General features: G+C 29.9%; 21 protein-coding genes. 18 read left to right on the forward strand and 3 right to left on the reverse strand.

The window, feature by feature from the left end:
* Positions 1-104: 104 nt before the first annotated feature.
* From D1817_10545 to D1817_10600, 12 genes are all read left to right on the forward strand, one after another.
* The gene (locus D1817_10545; GenBank protein AXT20302.1) at positions 105-887 is read left to right on the forward strand and encodes an SDR family oxidoreductase; all 783 of its coding nucleotides are present in this window, start codon (positions 105-107) and stop codon (positions 885-887) included.
* A gap of 145 nt (positions 888-1,032) precedes the next feature.
* Complete coding sequence (locus D1817_10550; protein ID AXT20303.1) at positions 1,033-1,425, forward strand: DUF1801 domain-containing protein; 393 nt, start codon at positions 1,033-1,035, stop codon at positions 1,423-1,425.
* A 111-nt stretch (positions 1,426-1,536) separates the two neighbouring features.
* A complete protein-coding gene (locus tag D1817_10555; protein AXT20304.1) occupies positions 1,537-2,046 on the forward strand; it encodes a DfsB family protein in 510 nt (169 codons plus the stop codon).
* 10 nt (positions 2,047-2,056) lie between these two features.
* Positions 2,057-2,680 carry a Crp/Fnr family transcriptional regulator gene (locus D1817_10560; protein ID AXT20305.1) on the forward strand — a complete coding sequence of 208 codons (624 nt, stop codon included), beginning with the start codon at positions 2,057-2,059 and terminating at the stop codon, positions 2,678-2,680.
* 67 nt (positions 2,681-2,747) lie between these two features.
* Entirely contained in the window at positions 2,748-2,990 is a 243-nt protein-coding gene (locus D1817_10565; protein ID AXT20306.1) for a hypothetical protein, read from the forward strand.
* Positions 2,991-3,142: 152 nt separating this feature from the next.
* On the forward strand, positions 3,143-3,697 hold the full coding sequence (locus D1817_10570; GenBank protein ID AXT20307.1) for a DUF1697 domain-containing protein: 555 nt from the start codon (positions 3,143-3,145) through the stop codon (positions 3,695-3,697).
* A gap of 180 nt (positions 3,698-3,877) precedes the next feature.
* Positions 3,878-5,284, forward strand: coding sequence for a pyridine nucleotide-disulfide oxidoreductase (locus tag D1817_10575; protein AXT20308.1), 1,407 nt, complete (start codon positions 3,878-3,880; stop codon positions 5,282-5,284).
* 92 nt (positions 5,285-5,376) lie between these two features.
* On the forward strand, positions 5,377-5,799 hold the full coding sequence (locus tag D1817_10580; protein ID AXT20309.1) for a DUF3052 domain-containing protein: 423 nt from the start codon (positions 5,377-5,379) through the stop codon (positions 5,797-5,799).
* A gap of 214 nt (positions 5,800-6,013) precedes the next feature.
* Positions 6,014-7,162, forward strand: coding sequence for a class A beta-lactamase-related serine hydrolase (locus tag D1817_10585; protein AXT20310.1), 1,149 nt, complete (start codon positions 6,014-6,016; stop codon positions 7,160-7,162).
* Entirely contained in the window at positions 7,152-8,321 is a 1,170-nt protein-coding gene (locus D1817_10590) for a hypothetical protein (protein AXT20311.1), read from the forward strand. The genes D1817_10585 and D1817_10590 overlap by 11 nt, the downstream gene beginning before the upstream one ends.
* Before the next feature lie 56 nt (positions 8,322-8,377).
* Positions 8,378-9,469 carry a hypothetical protein gene (locus D1817_10595; protein ID AXT20312.1) on the forward strand — a complete coding sequence of 364 codons (1,092 nt, stop codon included), beginning with the start codon at positions 8,378-8,380 and terminating at the stop codon, positions 9,467-9,469.
* Positions 9,466-10,227 carry a DNA-binding response regulator gene (locus D1817_10600; protein AXT20313.1) on the forward strand — a complete coding sequence of 254 codons (762 nt, stop codon included), beginning with the start codon at positions 9,466-9,468 and terminating at the stop codon, positions 10,225-10,227. The genes D1817_10595 and D1817_10600 overlap by 4 nt, the downstream gene beginning before the upstream one ends.
* A 9-nt stretch (positions 10,228-10,236) precedes the next feature.
* Here D1817_10600 and D1817_10605 read toward each other — a convergent pair whose 3' ends face one another.
* The gene (locus tag D1817_10605) at positions 10,237-11,178 is read right to left on the reverse strand and encodes a phosphoribosylaminoimidazolesuccinocarboxamide synthase (protein ID AXT20314.1); all 942 of its coding nucleotides are present in this window, start codon (positions 11,176-11,178) and stop codon (positions 10,237-10,239) included.
* A 331-nt stretch (positions 11,179-11,509) separates the two neighbouring features.
* Between D1817_10605 and D1817_10610 the strand changes: the two genes are divergently transcribed.
* On the forward strand, positions 11,510-13,069 hold the full coding sequence (locus D1817_10610) for a hypothetical protein (GenBank protein ID AXT20315.1): 1,560 nt from the start codon (positions 11,510-11,512) through the stop codon (positions 13,067-13,069).
* A 75-nt stretch (positions 13,070-13,144) separates the two neighbouring features.
* Complete coding sequence (locus tag D1817_10615) at positions 13,145-14,959, forward strand: cytochrome-c peroxidase (protein AXT20316.1); 1,815 nt, start codon at positions 13,145-13,147, stop codon at positions 14,957-14,959.
* 31 nt (positions 14,960-14,990) lie between these two features.
* Here D1817_10615 and D1817_10620 read toward each other — a convergent pair whose 3' ends face one another.
* Positions 14,991-15,944, reverse strand: coding sequence for a PhoH family protein (locus D1817_10620; protein AXT20317.1), 954 nt, complete (start codon positions 15,942-15,944; stop codon positions 14,991-14,993).
* 214 nt (positions 15,945-16,158) lie between these two features.
* Here D1817_10620 and D1817_10625 point away from each other — a divergent pair, with 214 nt between their 5' ends.
* The 4 genes from D1817_10625 to dnaN all read left to right on the forward strand — a co-directional run bounded on the left by D1817_10625 (position 16,159) and on the right by dnaN (position 21,025).
* A complete protein-coding gene (locus D1817_10625; GenBank protein ID AXT20318.1) occupies positions 16,159-16,995 on the forward strand; it encodes a hypothetical protein in 837 nt (278 codons plus the stop codon).
* Between the two features lies 1 nt (position 16,996).
* The gene (locus D1817_10630; GenBank protein AXT20319.1) at positions 16,997-17,293 is read left to right on the forward strand and encodes an antibiotic biosynthesis monooxygenase; all 297 of its coding nucleotides are present in this window, start codon (positions 16,997-16,999) and stop codon (positions 17,291-17,293) included.
* 96 nt (positions 17,294-17,389) lie between these two features.
* Entirely contained in the window at positions 17,390-19,777 is a 2,388-nt protein-coding gene (gene gldG / locus D1817_10635; GenBank protein AXT20320.1) for a gliding motility-associated ABC transporter substrate-binding protein GldG, read from the forward strand.
* Between the two features lie 129 nt (positions 19,778-19,906).
* Positions 19,907-21,025, forward strand: a complete 1,119-nt coding sequence (dnaN, locus tag D1817_10640; GenBank protein ID AXT20321.1) for a DNA polymerase III subunit beta — start codon at positions 19,907-19,909, stop codon at positions 21,023-21,025.
* Between the two features lie 122 nt (positions 21,026-21,147).
* Here dnaN and D1817_10645 read toward each other — a convergent pair whose 3' ends face one another.
* Positions 21,148-21,486: a DUF4870 domain-containing protein gene (locus tag D1817_10645; protein AXT20322.1), complete on the reverse strand. Its 339-nt coding sequence runs from the start codon at positions 21,484-21,486 to the stop codon at positions 21,148-21,150.
* Positions 21,487-21,570 lie beyond the last annotated feature (84 nt).

The following is a 21,570-nucleotide window of genomic DNA, read 5'->3' on the forward strand; positions in this document are numbered from 1 at the left end:
TATATGTTTATCTGTAAAATGTGTTGTTATTTCCGCATTCTGTGTTCAGGATCTCTTCATGGTAGGTAGATATTTGCATTAAATAATATTAAATAAATAAACAAATGAAAAATGTAGCATTAATTACTGGGGCTAGTAGTGGAATTGGAGTAGAGTTTGCTCGAATTCATGCAGAAAAAAAAGGAGATTTAATAATTGTGGCTAGAAGAAGAGAAAAGTTAGAGTCACTTAAAATAGAATTGGAAGAAAAACATCAAATTAAAGTAAAAGTTATTGCTAAAGATCTTACACAAATTAATGCTCCAAAAGAGATTTATGATGAAGTTAATAATTTAGGTATTGAAATAGATTACTTAATTAATAACGCTGGTTTTGGTGGGCATGGTAAATTTTATGAAAGAGAGTGGGAAAATGATTTGCAAATGATCAATTTAAACATTGTTGCATTAACAGCACTTACAAGGTTCTTTTTACCAGATCTAGTAAAGAGAAATAAAGGGAAAATACTAAATGTATCTTCAACTGCAAGTTTAATGGCAGGACCGTTACAAGCTGTTTATTTTGCAACAAAAGCATATGTAACATCTTTTAGCAATGCTATAGCAGAAGAACTGCATGATACTAATATTACTGTTACTGCTCTATTACCAGGAGCCACAGAAACCGAGTTTGCAAGAACATCTGGAATGGATAAAACAGATTTATTTAACAAAACAGTAAGTCCATACGATATTGCTAAAGCAGGGTATGATGGTATGCTAAACAAAAAACTAAATGTAATTTCTGGTTTAACTTTCGCGCAAAAAATAATGATGTCTTCAATACCATTTATGCCAAAAAAAGTGATGTTAAAACAAGTTAGAAAAATGCAAGAAATTAGCAATTAGCTCTAACTTATTTATAAAAGTTTTTTACAGATTTTTTATTAGGTTGTTTATTTGTTAAATTAGTAATTTATGTAAAATGCGAAAGCATATATAAATACTAACAACAATTATTAAAACAAATGAGGTGGCAGGCTTAGTTAATAAAATGACAAATAAAAGTGTCTCAAAATTTATTGATAGCATTGAAAGCTCATTAAAAAAGGCAGATAGTAAAAAGCTATTATCTATTATAACCGAAACAACTGGATATGAGCCTAAAATTTGGGGAGATAACTTTATAATTGGATTTGGTAAGTACAAATACAAACGTAAAAATGCCAAGGAAGAGCTAGAGTGGTTTCATGTTGGTTTTGCTCCACGTAAAACTAAATTAACAGTATACTTAACTTTTGATATTAATCAGGAAAGTAAGTTAATTAAAGAATTAGGTAAATGTAAATGGGGAAAAGGGTGTTTGCATATCAATAAATTAGACGATGTGAATCTCGATGTTTTAAAACAATTGATCATAAAAAGTAAAGATGCAAAATGGCATTAAATGTGTTTTAAATAAAAGTAATTAGCAATGCATATTATTAATTGACAGCTTCTAGCTTACTTATACATAATTAATCATTTATAAATCGTAAGTAATAATTAAAAGTATATAATGCCAGTACCAAAAACAAAAAAAGAATTAATCTTGCAAAGCCAAGAAAACTATCAAAAATTAAATGAATTGATTGATTCTTTTACTAAAAAACAGCAGGTCTCTGAGTTCTCAAAAGATACAATGAATAGAAATATTAGAGATGTTCTCGCACATTTACATCATTGGCATAATATGTTTATTAATTGGTATAAAGTAGGGATGAAAGGAATAAAACCTGACATACCAGCAAAAGGCTATAGTTGGAAAGACACAAAACAGTTGAATAAGAAAATTTGGAGCGACTATCAGAATCATAAACTTGACGATATAAGAAAAGCTTTAAATAAATCTTATTTAGAACTTCAAAAAATAATTGGCAAGCATACGGACAATGAATTGTTTGAAAAAAAGCGATATAAATGGACAGGCACTTCATCCCTGGGAACATATATTCGAGCTAATACATCGAGTCATTATAATTGGGCCTATAAACTGATTAAAAAAGCAAAATCTACTATTAATAATTAAAATCAGATAAATGAAAACTTCCTTTTTAGCTGAGTGTTTTCCTGTTCTTGAAAAAGAGCTTTTAACTGAAATTGAAAAGTACTCAACTATAAAAAGCTTTTTGGCCAAAGAGTATATTGTTAAACAAGGAACATTTATTCGTTTTTTACCTATTGTTTTAACTGGTAATATAAAAGTATTTAGTGATGAAGATACTGTGCAATTTTTACTGTATTATATTTCGTCGGGAGGGTCTTGTATTTATAGTTTCGCTCATACATTTAATAATGAGCCAGTAGAATTTTCAGCTATTGCCGAATTAGATAGTGAATTATTATTACTCCCTTTAAATAAAGTTAACCAATGGTTAAAAAAATATCCATCATTTGGTCATTTAGTACTTACTGATTATCAAAAGCATTACAAAGATTTATTAAACACTGCTAAACAAATTACGTGCTACAATTTAGATCAACGGTTATTGCATTATCTTAAAAATAAAGCTCAAATAGAAAACACAAACCTTTTAAATATCTCCCATCAGGAAATTGCTAATGATTTAGGAACATCAAGAGAAGTTATTTCCAGATTATTAAAGAAATTAAGTGTTAACAATAAAGTAATACAAATAGGTCGAAAAATAAAAATACTTTAAAGTAACATTTATCACTGTTTTTGATTATTATAAATTTTAGTTTTGTGCTTTAACTTAAAACTAAATTATGTCTGAGCAAACACAATTAATTCCAGGAAATTCTCTAATTACTAACTCACCAGAAGAAGGTAGGGCTCTAGCTGTAAAAATTGCAAGATTAACCATTAAAATAACTCAACCTGATGCAGAGGTTAGAGAAAAACTAAGGCCAGTATATGCAAATGATGCAGCTATGTTAATCGCCATTGGTCAAACAGTAGCTATGGAATTTACAACTATTGCTAAAGCCAATAACTTTTGGAACGATTAGTAACAACATTTACATGTCATTACCTTTTTATATCATTTTAAAGCAATATAACTAGTTACAAATACTTTATTTATCTTTACGTAACCAGTTATGATTATGAAAAGGGATTTCATTCAACAAATAGATTTTATTAGGTATACTGCAAGAATTAAATGAGTTCTAAAAAATCAACAGAGCGATATGTTGCATTCTTACGTGGAATTAATGTAGGTGGGCATCATAAAGTTCCTATGGCTGAGCTTCGTAAAGAATTAGAAAAATTAGGTTTTGAAAATATAATAACCTTATTAAATTCAGGGAATATTATTTTTGATGGAGATGCTAATGATTTAGAGAAATTAGAAATAACTATTTCTAAAAATCTAAAGAAAACTTTTGGCTTTCCCATACCTACAATTATTAGAAAGTCTAAAACAATTTATCAATTATTTAATGATTCTCCATTTGAAAAAATTGAAGTTAACAAAGACATTCGATTGTATGTTTCGTTTTTAAAAGACAATGCTTCTTCTAATCTTGAACTGCCTTGGGTTAGCTCTGATAATTCATATAAAATACTAGATATAAGGGATAAAGCCATTCTTAGTGTTTTGGATCTTTCGGTTTCAAAAACACCAAAAGCAATGGAGGTTATAGAAAAAACTTTTGGAACAGATATCACAACTAGAAATTGGAAAACAATTGAACGTATTGTAAACAAATTATAAGCTTAGTTCTTTATAATATAATAGTTGTAAAATTACGGTTGATTACTGTTTACTATAAAGCAAAATACTTTCAAGCTTCTTTAGTTTGAAATCCATATCTTTTTATTAAATTAGTTTCGTTAGTAGAAAATTTTCTATTGACATTTACATAAACTAACAGCAGTTATAAGAACATAAAAAATGAATGAAATATTATTATATGGTGCCGATTGGTGTCCAGATTGCAGAAGAGCAAAAAGTTTTTTAAAAGAAAATGATATTGACTATACGTTTATTGATGTAGATTTAGATGAAGAGGCTACAGCTCGGGTAGAATCGATTAATAATGGTAAAAGAATAATTCCAACACTAATAATCAACAAAAAATCTTATACTAATCCTGATAATATTATTTTATCATCTGTTTTAGGTATAAATGAAGTTGGTCGCGTACAACTTTTTGGTGCAGATTGGTGTCCTGATTGTAGAAGAGCAAAAAGCTTTTTAAAAGATAATCATATTAATTTTGAATTTATTGATGTTGATATGTATGAATGGGCTACACAAAAAGTTGAAGAAATTAACAATGGAAAAAGGATAATTCCGACGGTATTAATCAATGATATTCCTTATACGAATCCAGATAATATACAGTTAACAGAATTACTTTCTGTAAATATTGAAAAAGAGCACAAAGTTTTTGATACTATTATTATTGGTGGTGGTGCAGCTGGATTAACAACTTCAATTTATGCGCAAAGAGATCGTTTTGATTCTTTGATTTTGGAAAAATCTACTATTGGTGGTAATGCATTTTTAACAGAAAAAATTGAAAACTATCCTGGGTTTCAATCTATTTCTGGTCCAAAACTTATGGAAAAAATGGAAGAACAAGCCAGAACTTATGGTGCCAAAATAAAAACAGGTGAAGAGGTTATAAATATCACTAAACAAGATAATCTTTTTTCTATCAAAACTAAGAGTAGTTCTTATTTAGGAAAAACCATTGTAATTTCAACTGGTTCTACATATCGAAAATTAGGAATTACTAATGAAGAAGAATTAATAGGATCTGGAATTCATTTTTGTGCTACCTGTGATGGCGCTTTTTATAGAGATAAAGATATTATTGTTATTGGTGGTGGAAATTCAGCTTTGGAAGAAGGCATTTTTTTAGCTGGCTTTTGTAAGAGTGTTAAAATAGTACATAGATCTTCTGAATTTTCAGCTTCAAAAACATATATAGAAAAATTAAAATCTATTGATAATATATCAACTTACATGAATAAAACATCATTAGAATTTGTTGCAAACGAAAAAGGATTATTTAGTAGTCTAAAAGTAGTTGATAATGACACTAAAGAAGGCATGAATTTAACAGCAGATGGTGTATTTATATTTATAGGCTTAATCCCAAACACTAAGCCCTTTAAAGGTATTGTTAATCTTGATGAAAGAGGATTTATTAAGACTAGTGGATTAGCTGAAACATCTGAAAATGGGATTTTCTCTGCTGGAGATTGCAGAGAGGGAGCCATAGCTCAAGTAGCAGCAGCTACAGGCGAAGGTGTTTTAGCAAGTTATGGGATTAGAAATTATCTTAAATAATTATATTATTAATGATTTAGCTATAGCCCAAAGAATAGTATTCTCTAAGTAACTATTCATACAAAATATTGCTTATCATATAAAATGAATTTATGGGATTAAAAACCTCAGAAGGATATTCAGGAACACCATTAGCTAAAAAACTTGGAATTAAACCAGATTTTAAAGCCCTACTTTATAATGCGCCTAAACATTATTTTAATTTATTTACAGATTTACCAGGCAATATATACTTCACAAAAGAAATAGAAACAGATGATATCGATTTTATTCATTTATTCTGTACAAGTTTCGAAGAGTTACAAAATATTGGAGAATTATATAAAAGTGTTTTAAAAAAGAATGGTCTTTTATGGGTAAGTTGGCCAAAAGGAACATCAAACATTAGTACCAATTTAAAAAGAGATCTCATTCGTGATTATTTTATAAACATTGGGCTGGTAGATGTAAAAGTAGCAGCCATAGATAACGATTGGAGTGGACTCAAATTCATCTATCGTTTAAAAGATAGATAATCTTATCATTATAAAAAACTCTAGTAATTTTATTTTTTTCATTTTTATCTCTCAAACCTTTCTTTTGGTATTAAAGATCAAACATGTGTTTTAGTCATTTAATCTTACAATTTGTCCACTTCCCCTTTTTATCGATACACATTTACTATTCTAAGTAGTAAGTTAGATGCAATAAAAGGTGAAATTATGATAAAATTAAAATACTGAACTATTTATGAAAAAAATTATCCTTTTGGGGTTAATAGTAATTATATCTATTAAATGTACTAATACAGCCAGTAAGAATTCAAAAACTATAACATCCTTAGAATCAATTTTAAACGAATTCGGACATCAGCTTCAAAAAGACATAGAAGATGATGGTATTAATGGAAGCATATCGGCAGCAATAGTAAAAGGCAATAAAATTATTTGGTCTAATGCTTATGGTACATCTGATATCGATAATAATACAATAGCTGATTCTACTACTATTTATCGGATTGGTTCAGTTTCTAAGTCTTTTACATCATTTTTAATGATGCAATTAGTAGAAGAAAAGATAATTGAATTAGATGATCCGATAGAAAACTATTTACCTGAAATAAAAGAGTTAAACGGTTATTCTGATTCAACAAAAATTACCTTTCTACAATTAGCTAGCCATACATCTGGTTTACAAAGAGAACCTCAATTAGAAAATGCAACTTCAGGTTCTATTGATGAATGGGAAAATAAGGTTTTGCAATCTATTCCAAAAACAGCATTTCAATCAAAACCAGGAGAACGATATAGTTATTCAAATATCGGTTATGGCATTTTAGGATTAGCTCTCTCACGTGCTGCTAAAAAACCTTTTATTGAGTTGATTAAAACCAAAATATTTAAACCTTTAAATATGAACAACAGCTATTTTATTGTACCAGATGATAAATTAGAAAAACTAGCAAAAGGAATGGAAGGCGGTCCATTTGGAGAACTTAATAAACAAACCCCTAAAAAAGAGCATATGGGACGTGGATATAAAGTACCAAATGGCGCCATTTATTCTACACCAAACGATTTGGCTAAATTTATGATTAGTAATATGGGATATATGGAATTACTTAACAGTGAGAATTTAGCTTTAATGCAAAAACCTGTAATAATTCCAAATGAAGATTGGTGGGACAATTATGGTTTAGGCCTTAGATTATTACGAAATAATTTAATGTCTACAATCGGGCATACAGGTTCTGTTTCTGGTTATACTGCAAATTTTATGTTTGATAAAGAAAGGCAATACGGGGTAGTTATAATGATAAATTATAATTGGGGTATGACGAATGTAGATTTACGAGCTTTTGCTTTATTAAAAAGATTAAAGAAGTTTGATGTTGAATAAATTAACCCAAAAATATATGAAACCTATTTTTAAATTATTGACCTTAATTATTATTTTAATTAATACTTCTGTAGCTTTCGGTCAACCTACTCAGTTTTGGGGAGTAACTTCTGCTCAAGGAGCAAATGGGTATGGAACAATATTTAGCATAAATACGGACGGAACTGGTTTTGTAAAAGTCCATGACTTTAATAAGGCAACTGGATACTCACACGGTAGTCCAAGCTTGTGCAATGGTAAATTATGGGGAACTACTTTAGTAAAATATGGATTTAAAGGCCACGGTACAATTTATAGTTTAGATCTTACTTCTTTAAAATTCACTATTGTACATCAGTTTGATGGTAAAAATGGAAGTACTCCGCTTGGAGATCTAATAGAGCATCATGGGAAATTATGGGGAATGACAAGTCGAGGTGGTAAATACAACAAAGGAACTATTTTTAGTATTAAAACAAATGGTACTGAGTTTGAGAATATATATGATTTTGATAATACAAATGGGGGTGATCCCTATGGCAGTTTGATAGAACATAATGGCAAGTTTTGGGGAACCACTTCTGGCGGAGGCAAAAACGGCATGGGAGTTATTTTTAATGTAAATATTGATGGTACTGGTTATACTAAAGTGCATGACTTTAATGGTATTAATGGAAATCGACCTAGATGCAAGTTAGTTGTTAGCAATGATAAAATTTGGGGAATGACTGACCGTGGAGGAATGTACGATCTTGGAGTGATATTTAATATAAACACAGATGGTACTGGGTTTTCCAAAATATATGATTTAGATAAGATTGGAGGAAATGGTATTGTAAAAAGATTAATGGAAAATAAAGAAAAACTATGGGGACTAACTTTTGTAGGAGGTAAAAATAATAATAAAGGTACCATTTTTAATATTAATACCGATGGTTCTGGTTTTAAAAAAGTTCATGACTTTGATGGCTCTAATGGTAGCCGCCCTGAAGGTGGTTTAATAGAACATAATGGTGAGCTCTGGGGAATGACCAAATTTGGAGGCGATTCAAATACAGGTGTAATATTTCAATTTAATGTTAATGACAAAGGAATTGAGTATAAAAAAATATTTGACTTTAATAAAGATACCGGAGGGCAACCTTTTGGATCGTTAATAGAAGTTCCTTTTAAAAAGTAAATTGAATTATTATCTTGTAATCACTTTTATGTAACTAATAAACGAAATCTTCTCTAATGTTCAAAAAAATACCTACCATTTGGATGATCATTATAATTGCTATTATAATTTCATTACTGGCGAACATTGGATTAATTAATAGAATTCATAAACTCTCTCAAGCAAATGAATTACCAGGAGGAACTGAAGAGGAGCGTCTATTAATATTAAAACAAATAGAAGAACGTTGGTTTATATTTAGGATTGGTATAAAAAATGCAATTACAGAGCTATTAATACTTATTATTTTTATTTTTTTTAATTATTCTTGGAAAGATTATTTAATTTCTATAAAACTAAATTTTAAAAAGCGTATCATTTTAATAATAGGCGGTAACTTATTATTATTATTCTTTTTTATCTATTCTGATTTTGTATTAAGTAATTACTTAGGTACTATAAATTCAAATGCAACGATTCAAGGTAAATTTTTGGAGGATTACTTTTTAAACCATTTGTTCGTTTTGGTCATTGCATTCGTTTCGCCTTATATTTTACTTCGCATACAAAAGGTTAAGCAGATAGAATCTAATCTCATCAAAATAAAAGAAGAAAAAAGTAAAGCAGAACTTTCTGCGTTAAAAGAGCAAATCAGCCCTCATTTTTTCTTCAATACTTTAAGTACTTTAAGTACTATTGTTAGAAATGAGAATAAAGATGTAGGTCTTGAATTCATCCAAGACATGTCTAATACTTATCGCTATACATTAACATCAGCAAACGAGGATTTAGTAAGTTTAAAGCAAGAAATAAATTTTATTGAATCGTATGTTTTTCTGTTACAAAAACGATTTGGTAAAAAACTACAATTTAAAATGAATATTCCAATAGCATTTATGGATACTCCTATTCCACCAATGTCTCTTCAGTTGCTAATTGAAAATGCCATACAACATAATATTATTACTAAAACATTACCTTTAACGATAGCCATTTATATTGAAAATAATATGATTTGCGTGGTTAATAATTTACAAGAAAAAGAATTTGTTGAAAGCTTTGGTATTGGTTTAAAAAATTTAACCAATCGCTATAAGCTCCTCACAAAAAGTGAAATTATTATTGAACGTAATGCTTCAGAATTTATAGTTAAACTTCCTTTATCATGAAAATATTAATTATTGAAGATGAACATAGCGTTGCGCAAAATCTTTGTGATATTTTATTCGAGATTAATCCCAGTATAGAAATAGTAGCCGTTTTAGAAACTGTTATAGATACTGTAACATGGATAGAAAACAATAACAATCCAGATTTAGGCTTTTTTGATATACAGATTGCAGATGGCAATTCTTTTGAAATTTTTGAAAGAACATCAGTAAATTTTCCAATTGTATTTACAACAGCATTTGATGAGTTTGCACTAAAGGCCTTTAAGGTAAATAGTATAGATTATTTAATGAAGCCTATAAAAAAGAATGCGCTCAAAATTGCATTAAAAAAATATGATGCTATCTATAAAAAAAATGACAATGAAAAATTATTAAAGGTTATTCAGGAATTAAAAAGTGAAGCTCAAAAAAAATATAAGAAAAGCTTTCTGGTGTACATAAAAGATAAAATTTTACCTATAGCAACAGAAGATATTGCATATTTTTATTTAGAGAATGAAACCGTTTTTTGTTTTACTCATAAAAATGAGCGGTATAATATTAATCAAGTCTTAGATAAAATTTATAACCAATTAGATCCTGAGGTTTTTTTTAGAGCAAACCGCCAATATATCGTATCTCGAAAAACGATTAATTCTGTATCTATGTATTTTCACAGAAAACTTAAATTAGAAGTTATCCCAAAAAATAATTCAGAAATAATAATTAGTAAAACTAAAGCTAATGAGTTTAAAAAATGGTTGGCTGGTGATTGATTAATAAGGTTATCTCAAAAATTCCAACACATTAGCTTCAATACGCCCTTGTATATTAGAAACATCAGCTTTTATAAAAGTCTCTCCAGTAATATTTTCATAAAGCTCTATATAACGTTCACTCACAGAGTTAATATAGTCATCACTCATCTCTGGTAATGTTTGTCCTTCTAAACCCTGAAACCCATTACTAATTAACCATTGACGCACAAACTCTTTAGAGAGTTGTTTTTGAGCTTCTCCTCTATCTTGTCGTTCTTTATAACCATCAGCATAAAAATAACGTGATGAGTCTGGAGTATGTATTTCGTCAATTAATACAATTTTTCCATCTTTAGTTTTTCCAAATTCGTATTTAGTGTCTACTAAAATTAAGCCGCGTTCTGCAGCAATTTCAGAACCACGTTGGAATAACTTACGTGTATAATCTTCAAGAACAATATAATCAGCTTCAGAAACAATACCTCGACTTATAATATCTTCTCTAGAAATATCTTCATCATGATCACCTTGTTCTGCTTTAGTGGCTGGAGTAATAATAGGTTTAGGAAACTTATCGTTCTCTTTCATCCCTTCTGGCATAGTAACACCACAAAGTAATCGTTTTCCAGCTTTATACTCTCGAGCTGCATGACCAGACATATATCCACGAATTACCATTTCTACCTTAAATGGCTCACACATATGCCCTATTGCTACATTAGGATCTGGTGTAGAAATTAACCAATTAGGAACTAAGTCTTCAGTAGCTTTCATCATTTTTGTTGCTATCTGATTTAAAATTTGTCCTTTAAACGGAATACCTTTAGGCATTACCACATCAAATGCAGATAAGCGATCTGTAGCTACCATAACTAAAACATCGTCGTTCATAGTATAGACTTCTCTTACCTTGCCTTTATAAAGATTTTTTTGCCCTGGGAAATTAAAATTGGTATCCGTAATTGTCATTTTGTATCGAAGTAAAATAGAGTTTTAATTTTTAAGAACGTAAAAATAAACAATAATTGTAAAATTTAATTCTTAAATATTACGAATATGTTAATTAATTATAACGAATAGTTATTAGCCTGTAACTATCTAATTACAAACACTCTAAATAATTAATCATTTAGAGTGTTTGTAAGAAAATATATTCAAATTTAAGGTAGTTTACATTTAATTAATATTCATAACACAACAGTAAGCTTAATTTAAATAAACAGCTAAGGTAGATTAACACAGTTTATAAAACTCTAAGATAAATTTGTTCTAAACAATATAATCAATTAATAAATTTAAAATGAATACACTTAGAAAAATTACTTTAGTATCACTTTTCTTATCTGTTACCGGTTTTTTTATGATTAGCTGTGTAGATGACGGTCTTGATGGAATAGATGGAGAGGACGGAAGAGATGGAGTTGACGGGCAAAATGCTACAACACCTCCAACAATTTTTGAAGATAAATCTGCGACTACTCCTTTAGTAGCAATGATGCCGCAATTTAACTTTGTTAACGCTTATTCTCTAATTTCTACTCCAGATGTAATCACTAATCCTGAAACAGGAGATACTTTCCAATTAGCTGGTTCTGCAGACGGTGCTGGTTTTTTAAGAGATGGAGATGGGTTTATGTATGTTGTAAACTGTGAAGATAGTTATGCTGTAGCAAGAATTCGTTTAGATGAAAATTTAAATCCAATCTCAGGTGATTATTTATTAAACTCTGGAGTTGCAGATTTTGCTAGACAATGTTCTGCAACAATGTGGGAAGCTGAAATTCATGGTGGTGGCTCAGATTTATTTTTATCTGCTTCAGAAAGTATTGCTAACGATGTAAAAGGAATTAATCCACATGTAATTACCCCTACTCCTCAAGCAGATTTTGGATTAGACGCATTAGGTGAGTTCTCTTGGGAAAATGCAGTGCCATTACCACAAAATACTTATGCAGGTGAAACTGTAATTATTGGTGGAGATGATGATTCATCAGGATCTCAAGGACAAATTACATTATATCATTCTACATCTGGTGATGCCGATTTCAATAACGGTAGTATTTATGTATTAAGAACAAAGCAAATTTCTGGTGGTCCAGATGCTAATGGAGATCCTACTATTATTGATGCTGCCCCTAATACTATTTATGACGAATCTAACTACGATTTTGGAGTAGAATACGAAGTTGAATTTGTTGAAATTCCTAATGGTGCAGCTTTAACTAAATCTGAAATGGAAGATGCCAGTGATGCTGTTTATGCATCTCGTTTTATGAGAGTTGAAGATGTTGATTACCAAAAAGGTTCTGACGAAAATGCTCGTAATATTTATGCTGCAGTAACAGGAAGAGGTCCAGGGCGTGGTACTTATAATGATTGGGGAACTATTTATAAAGTCGAATTAGATGCAGATTCTCCACTAACAGGTAGAATGACCCAAATTATTAGCGGTAACGTTGATACTAATAATGCTGATGGTAATCTATCAATTTTACAAAGTCCAGATAATATTACTGTCACTGAAAATTTTGTATACGTTCAAGAAGATCCTAATTCATTTAGCAGAGGACATGCTGCTTTTATCTATCAATCTGATTTAAATGGAAGAAATATTAAACCAGTAATGGAACTAGTAGTAAGACAAGATTTAGATCCTAACAATAGTACAGGCTTTAGTGGTGAGTATGGTTCTTTAATAGACATCTCTGAGAAAGTTGGTATAGATGGAACATTTTTACTAGCTGTTCAACCTCACTATTGGGAAAGTCCAGATTTTATGGAATTAGATGGGCATTTTAACACAACTAGAGAAGATGATCAAGCATCTCAAATTCTAATAATACAAAACTTACCTAGATAGTTTTTTATTTAAAAAATTATTAGCCCAAAGGCCTTTTGCTTTATAGCAAAGGTCTTTGGTTATTAAATATATATTATGATTCCTAAAAATATACTTTCTTTTTGTTTGCTTCAGATTTTAATCATTTCTTCTTGTAAACAAAAAGAAGAAACTTATATCAATACAATTAATTGGAGTATAGTCCAAAACTACTATTTGTTCAATCTAAAAACTTCTATAAGTTATTTAGATTCTTTAACTATGATAGATAAAACATCTGAAAAAGCTAAAATATTTTTTAAACAAAGCCGCTCTGCTTTCAAAAAAGCTGAACCTTATGCTTCTTATTTAAATCCTGAAGTAGGACATCGCGCTAATGGACCAGCGCTTCCTGTTTTTAAAGAAGATAATTCTAAAATATTGATTCCCATTGGATTTCAGAAAATAGAAGAAAGCATTTTTGAAAGCGAAGTTGAAAACAACATATATCTAAATGAACTTATAATTACTAAAGGTTTATTAAATGTACTTAAAAAGAAAATGATAAAGCGAGAATTAAACCCGCAGCGTTTTTTTATCTCTACACATCAACAATTATTAAGAGTAATTAGTCATTCTATTACTGGGTTTGATACACCTGTAAGTAAAATAGGGCTTGAGGAAACCAAACTCACTTTAAACAGTTTATTTGAAGTTTATAAAATGGCGCTTCAGCCTATTATTAAAGAAAAAGATAGCAATTTAGATGCTAATTTTAATGAATCTATTCAAAAAGCAATTACATTTATTGAAAACAATAATGATTTTGAAACCTTTGATCGTTATACATTTTTAAGAGATTATTTTAATTCGATAACTTCAAATTGGACGGAGATAAGAAAAGTTAGTGATATCTGGGATCCTATAAATACCACGCCATTTAATTTTGATGCGTCAACATTTTTTGAAAACGAATCGTTTAATTTAAATTACTTTACTGCTGGAAATAACAGAAATCCTTCTCAAGCTCAAATTGCATTAGGTAAACGATTATTTTTTGATAAAAATTTATCTAAAGCTGGTACCCTAGCCTGTGCTAGCTGCCATAAGCCTGAGTTAGCTTATACCGATGGTCTAAAAACAAGTATTGACAATAGGGGGAGCAATCAATTTAGGAATACACCAACTTTAATTAATACGGCATTTCAAAAAAGTTTTTTCTGGGATGGCAGAGCAGAAAATATGCAAGATCAAATTACTTTAGTATTTACTAACAATAGTGAGTTTAATAAACCATTACACACTTTTTCTGATGATATCTTAAAAGATTCGATTTATATCGAAGATTTTAAAACTGTTTTTGGAAAAATCCCCAATAATAATTTAGACGTTATAAAAGCTATTTCATCCTATGTATCTACCTTAAATGCATTCAATTCTAAATTTGATAAAAACATAAGAGGGGAACAAAATAATTATACGAATGAAGAGAAAAACGGTTTTAATTTATTTATGGGTAAAGCGTTATGTGCAACGTGTCATTTTATGCCAATTTCTAACGGAACTGTTCCTCCATTTTTTTATGAAACCGAAAAAGAAGTTATTGGCGTTCCTAGAACTGCAGCTAATAAAGCTTTAGATAGTGATGTTGGGTTTTATTGGAGATTTGAAGAAGATATTCATTATGGTATGTTTAAGACCCCATCAGTTCGTAATATGGGAATCACTGGTCCTTATATGCATAATGGTATTTACGATACACTTGAAGATGTAATTAATTTTTACAACTCTGGAGGCGGAAGTGGCTTAGGATTTGATATACCTCATCAAACACTTCCTTTCGACGAATTGAATCTTACAGAAGCAGAACAAAAAGCTTTAGTAGCTTTTCTAAAAACGTTAGATGCTACCCCTAAAGAGGGTTCTTATTAATATTGAAAATAGAGGCTAAGAGCAAATATTCTTAGTCTCTATTTTCAATATTCTTATAAGCAGAGATAATCTTCTTCACTAGTTTATGACGAATAACATCTTTATCATCTAAAAATATTATTCCTACACCTTCTACATCTTTTAAAATAAGTAATGCTTCTTTTAATCCAGAAATCGTACGACGTGGTAAATCAATCTGTCCTGGATCTCCGGTAAGTAGAAATTTTGCATTCTTTCCCATTCTTGTCAAGAACATTTTCATCTGGTTATGAGTTGTATTCTGTCCTTCATCAAGAATCACAAAGGCATTATCTAAAGTACGACCACGCATAAAGGCTAATGGTGCAATTTGTATCGTTCCGTTTTCAATATATTGTTCCAATTTTTCTGCAGGAATCATATCTCGTAATGCATCATATAATGGCTGCATATATGGATCTAATTTTTCTTTTAAATCTCCAGGTAAAAACCCTAAGTTCTCTCCAGCTTCAACAGCTGGGCGAGTTAAAATAATACGTTTAACCTCTTTACTTTTAAGCGCTTGCACAGCTAAAGCTATTCCCGTATAAGTTTTACCTGTTCCCGCTGGACCAATAGCAAAAACCATATCGTTTTTACGCATGCTTTCTACTAATTTTCGTTGGTTTGCCGTTTGTGCTTTTATAAGCTTCCCTCTTACGCCATGAACTAAAACCTGGCCGCTAGAATCTGAAGTGGCATAATCATCACTACTTTGACTGGTGAGGACACGCTCAATTACATTTTCATCAAGTTTATTATACTTAACAAAATGCTTTAAAAGCATTGTCATTCTTCGATTAAACTCTTCTAGGAGTTCTTCATCACCGTAGGCTTTAATTTTATTACCTCGGGCGACTAGTTTAAGTTTAGGGAAATATTTTTTTAATAGTGCAATATTAGCGTTTTGAGCTCCAAAAAATTCTTTTGGACTAATCTCTTCTAATTCGATAATAAGTTCGTTCAAATGTAAAAGGGTTTTAAAAATAAATCTGAATTAAATATAAGCAATCTTTAAATTATAATTTTTCGTTTTTTGATTAAAAAATTGACTAGTAAATTTCATTTTACATTAATTAAAATAAAGTATAACTAAATAAAAGGATTTATTAGATTTGTAATTACTCAAAGTTACATAATTTTAAGTCATCATACATTAAATAAATATCAACAATTTGCCAATGGCAATTATTACATTAACTACTGATTTTGGAGAAAAAGATCACTTTGCTGGCGCAGTTAAAGGGGCAATATATAGCGAACTTCCTAATGTAAGAATTGTTGATATCTCTCATTCTGTTTCGCCATTTAGTATTCCAGAAGCAGCTTACATTATTCAAAATGCTTATAGTAGTTTTCCGAAAGGAACCATACACATTATTGGTATTGATTCTGAAATTAATGAAGAGAATAAGCATATAGCAATGAAATTAGATGATCACTATTTTATTTGTGCTAATAATGGTATTATGAGTATGATTTGCGCTGAGATAGCGCCAGAAAAAATTGTAGAAATTAATATTCACGATAAGATAGAAACAAGTTTTCCTGCTCTAGATGTTTTTGTAAAAGTAGCTTGCCATTTGGCTAGAGGTGGAACACTTGAAGTTATAGGTAAGCTTATTAATACCATTAAGCCAATAAAAAATATCATACCGTTTGTTAATGATGAAAAAAATCAAATTATAGGTAATGTTATTTATATTGATAATTATGGAAATGTGGTAACCAATATAAAGCGTAATTTTTTTGAATTGATACAGAAAGGAAGGCAATTCGAGATTTCGGCGAGGAGTTATAAGTTTAAAAAAATACATTCAAAATACAGTGACATCGTTAATTTTAATGTTGATGAAGATAAACGTAATGATGAGGGTCGTGGTTTGGTTGTTTTTAATTCCTCAAATTATCTAGAAATTGCTATTTATAAAAGCAATTGTACAAGTGTTGGTAGTGCATCTTCTTTAATGGGGTTAAAAATGAGAGATACCATTACCATTAACTTTTTAAAAGATTAATATGCTTGTAAGAATTGTAAAAATGAGTTTTGATTCTGTTTATATAAATGAATTTCTAGAATTATTTGAATCTAAAAAACAATTTATAAGAAATTACCCAGGATGCCGTTATTTAGAATTATATCGTGATAAAAATCAAGCAAATATATTTTTCACATATAGTTATTGGGAAACAGAAAATGATTTAGAATCTTATAGGCATTCTGATTTGTTTAAAGATGTCTGGGCAAAAACAAAAATGATGTTTAACAATAAACCTGAGGCTTGGAGTGTTGATAAACTTGTAACGCTTAAATAATAGATTTACGAGTTTTTAATAAGTTGTTGCAGTTGCCAACAATTTAAACTAATATTGAAACGCATTGTTATTAAATACTGAATATAAAAAACTAAAATGTTCGCATTACTCAAAAAAGAAATAAGTTCGTTTTTTGCTTCACCTATAGGCTATTTAGTAATAGCTATATTTTTACTTATTAATGGTCTCTTTTTATGGTTGTTTAAAGGCGAATATAACATCCTCGATTATGGGTATGCAGATTTATCTTCCTTTTTCTTATTAGCACCTTGGATTCTTTTATTTTTAATCCCTGCAGTAACTATGCGTAGTTTCTCTGATGAGAAAAGGCAAGGCACTTTAGAGTTATTACTTACTAAACCTATTTCGCGTTTACAAATTGTTTTAGGTAAATATTTAGGAGCTTTAACACTTATTATTTTATCTTTAATACCAACATTATTATATGTATATACAATACATCAGCTGGGTAACCCTATCGGGAATCTAGACCTAGGTAGTATTATTGGATCTTATTTTGGATTACTTTTATTAATAGCAGCTTACACTGCCATAGGCATCTTTGCTTCTACCTTATCAAAAAATCAAATTGTTGCTTTTATTAGTGCTGTGTTTATTTGTTTTTTCTTTTTTATAGGACTCCAAGGCTTAGCAGATTTTGCATCTAGTACTACAATTGAGAAGTTTGGAATGAATTATCATTTCCAAAGCATTAGTCGTGGTGTATTAGATACTAGGGACATTTTGTATTTTTTAAGTATTACAACATTTTTTATATTGATAACTCTTGCTGGTATTCGTACTGAAAAAATTGGAAAGAGAGTTTTAGTTCGTTTTTTAATCATCTTATTAGGGTTGTTAGCTTTAAATATATTTACACAATCTGCTTATGGACGTTACGATTTAACTCAAGATAAGCGTTATACTTTAAGTGAAGCTTCTTACAATATTATAAAAGACGTAGATTCACCTATAATTATTGATGTGTTTTTAGAAGGAGAAGGATTTCCATCAAATATTAGGCGATTACAAGCCGAAACACGTCAACTTCTGGAAGAATTTGCAGATAAAAATAAAAATGTAAAATACAGCTTCATCAATCCGTTAGAAGATGCTGATGTTAGAGATCAAAACCTAAAACTACTTAATGATAGTGGATTAACACCCATGATGCTGACTGTTCAGGAAAACGGAAGAACTTCTCAAGAGCCAATTATTCCTTGGGCATTAGCAACCTATAATGGGCAAAGAATAGAAATCCCTTTAATAAAAAATAAGCTCAATGCTTCACAAGAAAGTTTAATCCAGAGTTCTGTACAACATTTAGAATATGCATTTTCTGATGGATTTAGTAAGCTCATTTTTTCTAAACAGAAAAAAGTGGCTATTTTAAAAGGAAATGGACAATTAGAGGATAGGTATTTAGCTAATTTTCTTACTACATTAGGTGATTATTATTTTATAGCTCCTTTTACTTTAGATAGTGTAAGTAGTGCTCCCCAGAATACTCTTGATAAATTAAAAGATTTTGATCTTATTATTTCTGCTAAACCCACAGAGGCATTTTCTGAAACTGAAAAATTAGTTTTAGATCAGTATGCAATGAATGGCGGAAAAAGCCTTTGGTTAGTAGATAAAATAGCAATAGACAAAGATAGTTTACTCAATGATGAAGGTAGTAATATTGCCATTGCAAGAGATTTAAATCTCACCGATTTCTTTTTTAAATACGGTGTGCGTATTAATCCTGTCTTAGTTAATGATGTTTATTCTGATCCTATTAATCTAGCAATTGGAGAAGGAAGTGAAGCACAATTTCAGCCTATACAATGGCAGTACTCACCCCTATCTTCAGGTAATGGAAATCACGCTATTACTACCAATCTAGATTTGGTTCGTTTAGATTTTGCTAATCAAATTGATACATTAAAAAATGAAGTTTCTAAAACCATTTTGCTCAAAAGTTCGCCTCTTTCAAAATTAACAGGAACACCTAGAATTATTAGTATTGAAGAAGGAACTAGTAAGCCTGATCCATCCACTTATACTAATACAGGTAATCACAACTTAGCAGTATTATTGGAAGGTGAATTTACATCTGTATACAATAATAGAGTGAAGCCGTTTCAATTTTCAGAAACAAAAAACAAAAGCACTACTACTAAAATGATTGTAGTAGCCGATGGAGATATTATTAAAAATGAAGTAGGTAGAAATGGTCCCTTAGAACTCGGTTTTAATCGCCTTACAGGAAATGTGTATGCTAACAAAGAATTTTTGCTAAATGCGATTAATTACTTATTAGACGATAATGGACTTATAAACATTCGTACTAAAGAAGTTGCAATTGCACATCTTAACCCTGAGTTAATTATTGCACAGAAAACGAAATGGCAAATCATAAATATTGCATTACCATTACTGTTATTAGTAGTATTTGGGCTAAGTTTTAATTTTTATCGTAAGAAAAAATATGCGAAATAAGGTTCTTTTTTTTAGTCATAAATTTCAGCTTTACTAGAGATTAGTTGTTAATAAGTTTGTTTCCAACTTCGGGACTTATAAGATATATTTGTAAGTAGTATCAATACAATCATAAACGCATTCATAGCAATGAAATTTATAGTATCCAGCACTTATTTATTAAAACAATTACAAGTATTAGGTGGCGTTATAAACAGTTCAAACACCTTACCTATTTTAGATAATTTCTTATTCGATCTTGATCAATCTAAATTAACAATTTCTGCAAGTGATTTAGAGACAACCATGTCTTCGACCATTGATGTAGAAAGTGATAGTCAAGGAAGCGTAGCCATACCTGCTAAGCTACTATTAGATACTTTAAAGACATTTCCGGAACAACCATTAACATTTATTGTTGAAGAAAACAATATTGTTGAAATTAGTTCTAATCATGGTAAATATGCTTTAGCTTATGCAAATGGAGAAGAGTTTCCTAAAGCAGTAGCTTTAGAGAATCCTACTGCAACAACTGTATCTGGAGATATTTTAGCAACTGCAATTAGTAAAACAATTTTTGCTGCAGGAAATGATGATTTACGTCCTGTAATGAGTGGTGTATTCTTTCAATTTTCAACAGAGAGTTTAACTTTTGTGGCTACTGATGCTCATAAGTTAGTAAAATATACTCGTGAAGATGTATCGGCTACTGAAACTGCAGAGTTTATTATGCCAAAAAAGCCTTTGAATTTATTAAAGGCCATTTTAGCAACTCATGATGAAGATGTGGTTATTGAATACAACGATTCTAATGCGAAGTTTGTATTTGATAACTCTGTACTTACTTGTCGATTGATTGATGGAAAATACCCAAATTATGAAGCTGTGATTCCAAAAGAGAATCCAAATAAATTATCGATAGATCGTACACAATTTTTAAACTCTGTACGTCGTGTATCTATTTTTTCTAATAAAACAACACATCAGATTCGTTTAAAGATTGCTGGTGCCGAATTAAATATTTCTGCAGAAGATATAGATTATAGTAACAAAGCAGAAGAGCGTTTAACTTGTGATTATCAAGGTGACGATATGCAAATTGGATTTAATTCTCGTTTCTTAACTGAAATGCTTAATAACTTAAACGCAGATGAAGTACAATTAGAGATGAGCTTACCAAATAGAGCTGGTATTTTAACACCAATTGATGGTCTTGATGAAGGAGAGCATGTAACTATGCTTGTGATGCCTGTAATGCTAAACAGCTAACAAATATTATAAAATAAGATTTCCTTATTTATAAGGAGAATATAAAAAAACGCTCACTTTTCAGTGAGCGTTTTTAGTTCATCTCTAAGAGGCTCTCGCTAAAGCGAGAATTCACATAATAACTAACTAATAAAACTAAGAGATAACGGGTAATGAGGAGTTTCCCCATTACTTACTTTTATTGCATTTATAACTGGGTATATAATAGATAATAGTCCTAAAATTAAAAACCCTACTAATCCTAAGCCAAATAGTAGTATTAAAGGAATACATACAATATAGCATACTATTAAACTCAATTGGAAATTGATAATACTTTTTCCATGTGCATTTAAACCATAAATTTTATCTCTGTTAGTCATCCAGATCACTAACGGTATTATTAAACTCCCAAAACCAAGAAGCAATGTTGCTAATTGACTTAAATGAGTTAATACGATAAGTTGTCTATTCTCTTTCATTTTTTATGATTATTTTGGTTAACACCTGTTTGACGCAAACATTCAAAGTTTGTTACAGGTTTTTAAAAAGAAAAAGATTATATT

The sequence above is a fragment of the Flavobacteriaceae bacterium genome, from assembly GCA_003443635.1.
Classification (GTDB): Bacteria; Bacteroidota; Bacteroidia; order Flavobacteriales; family Flavobacteriaceae; genus AU392.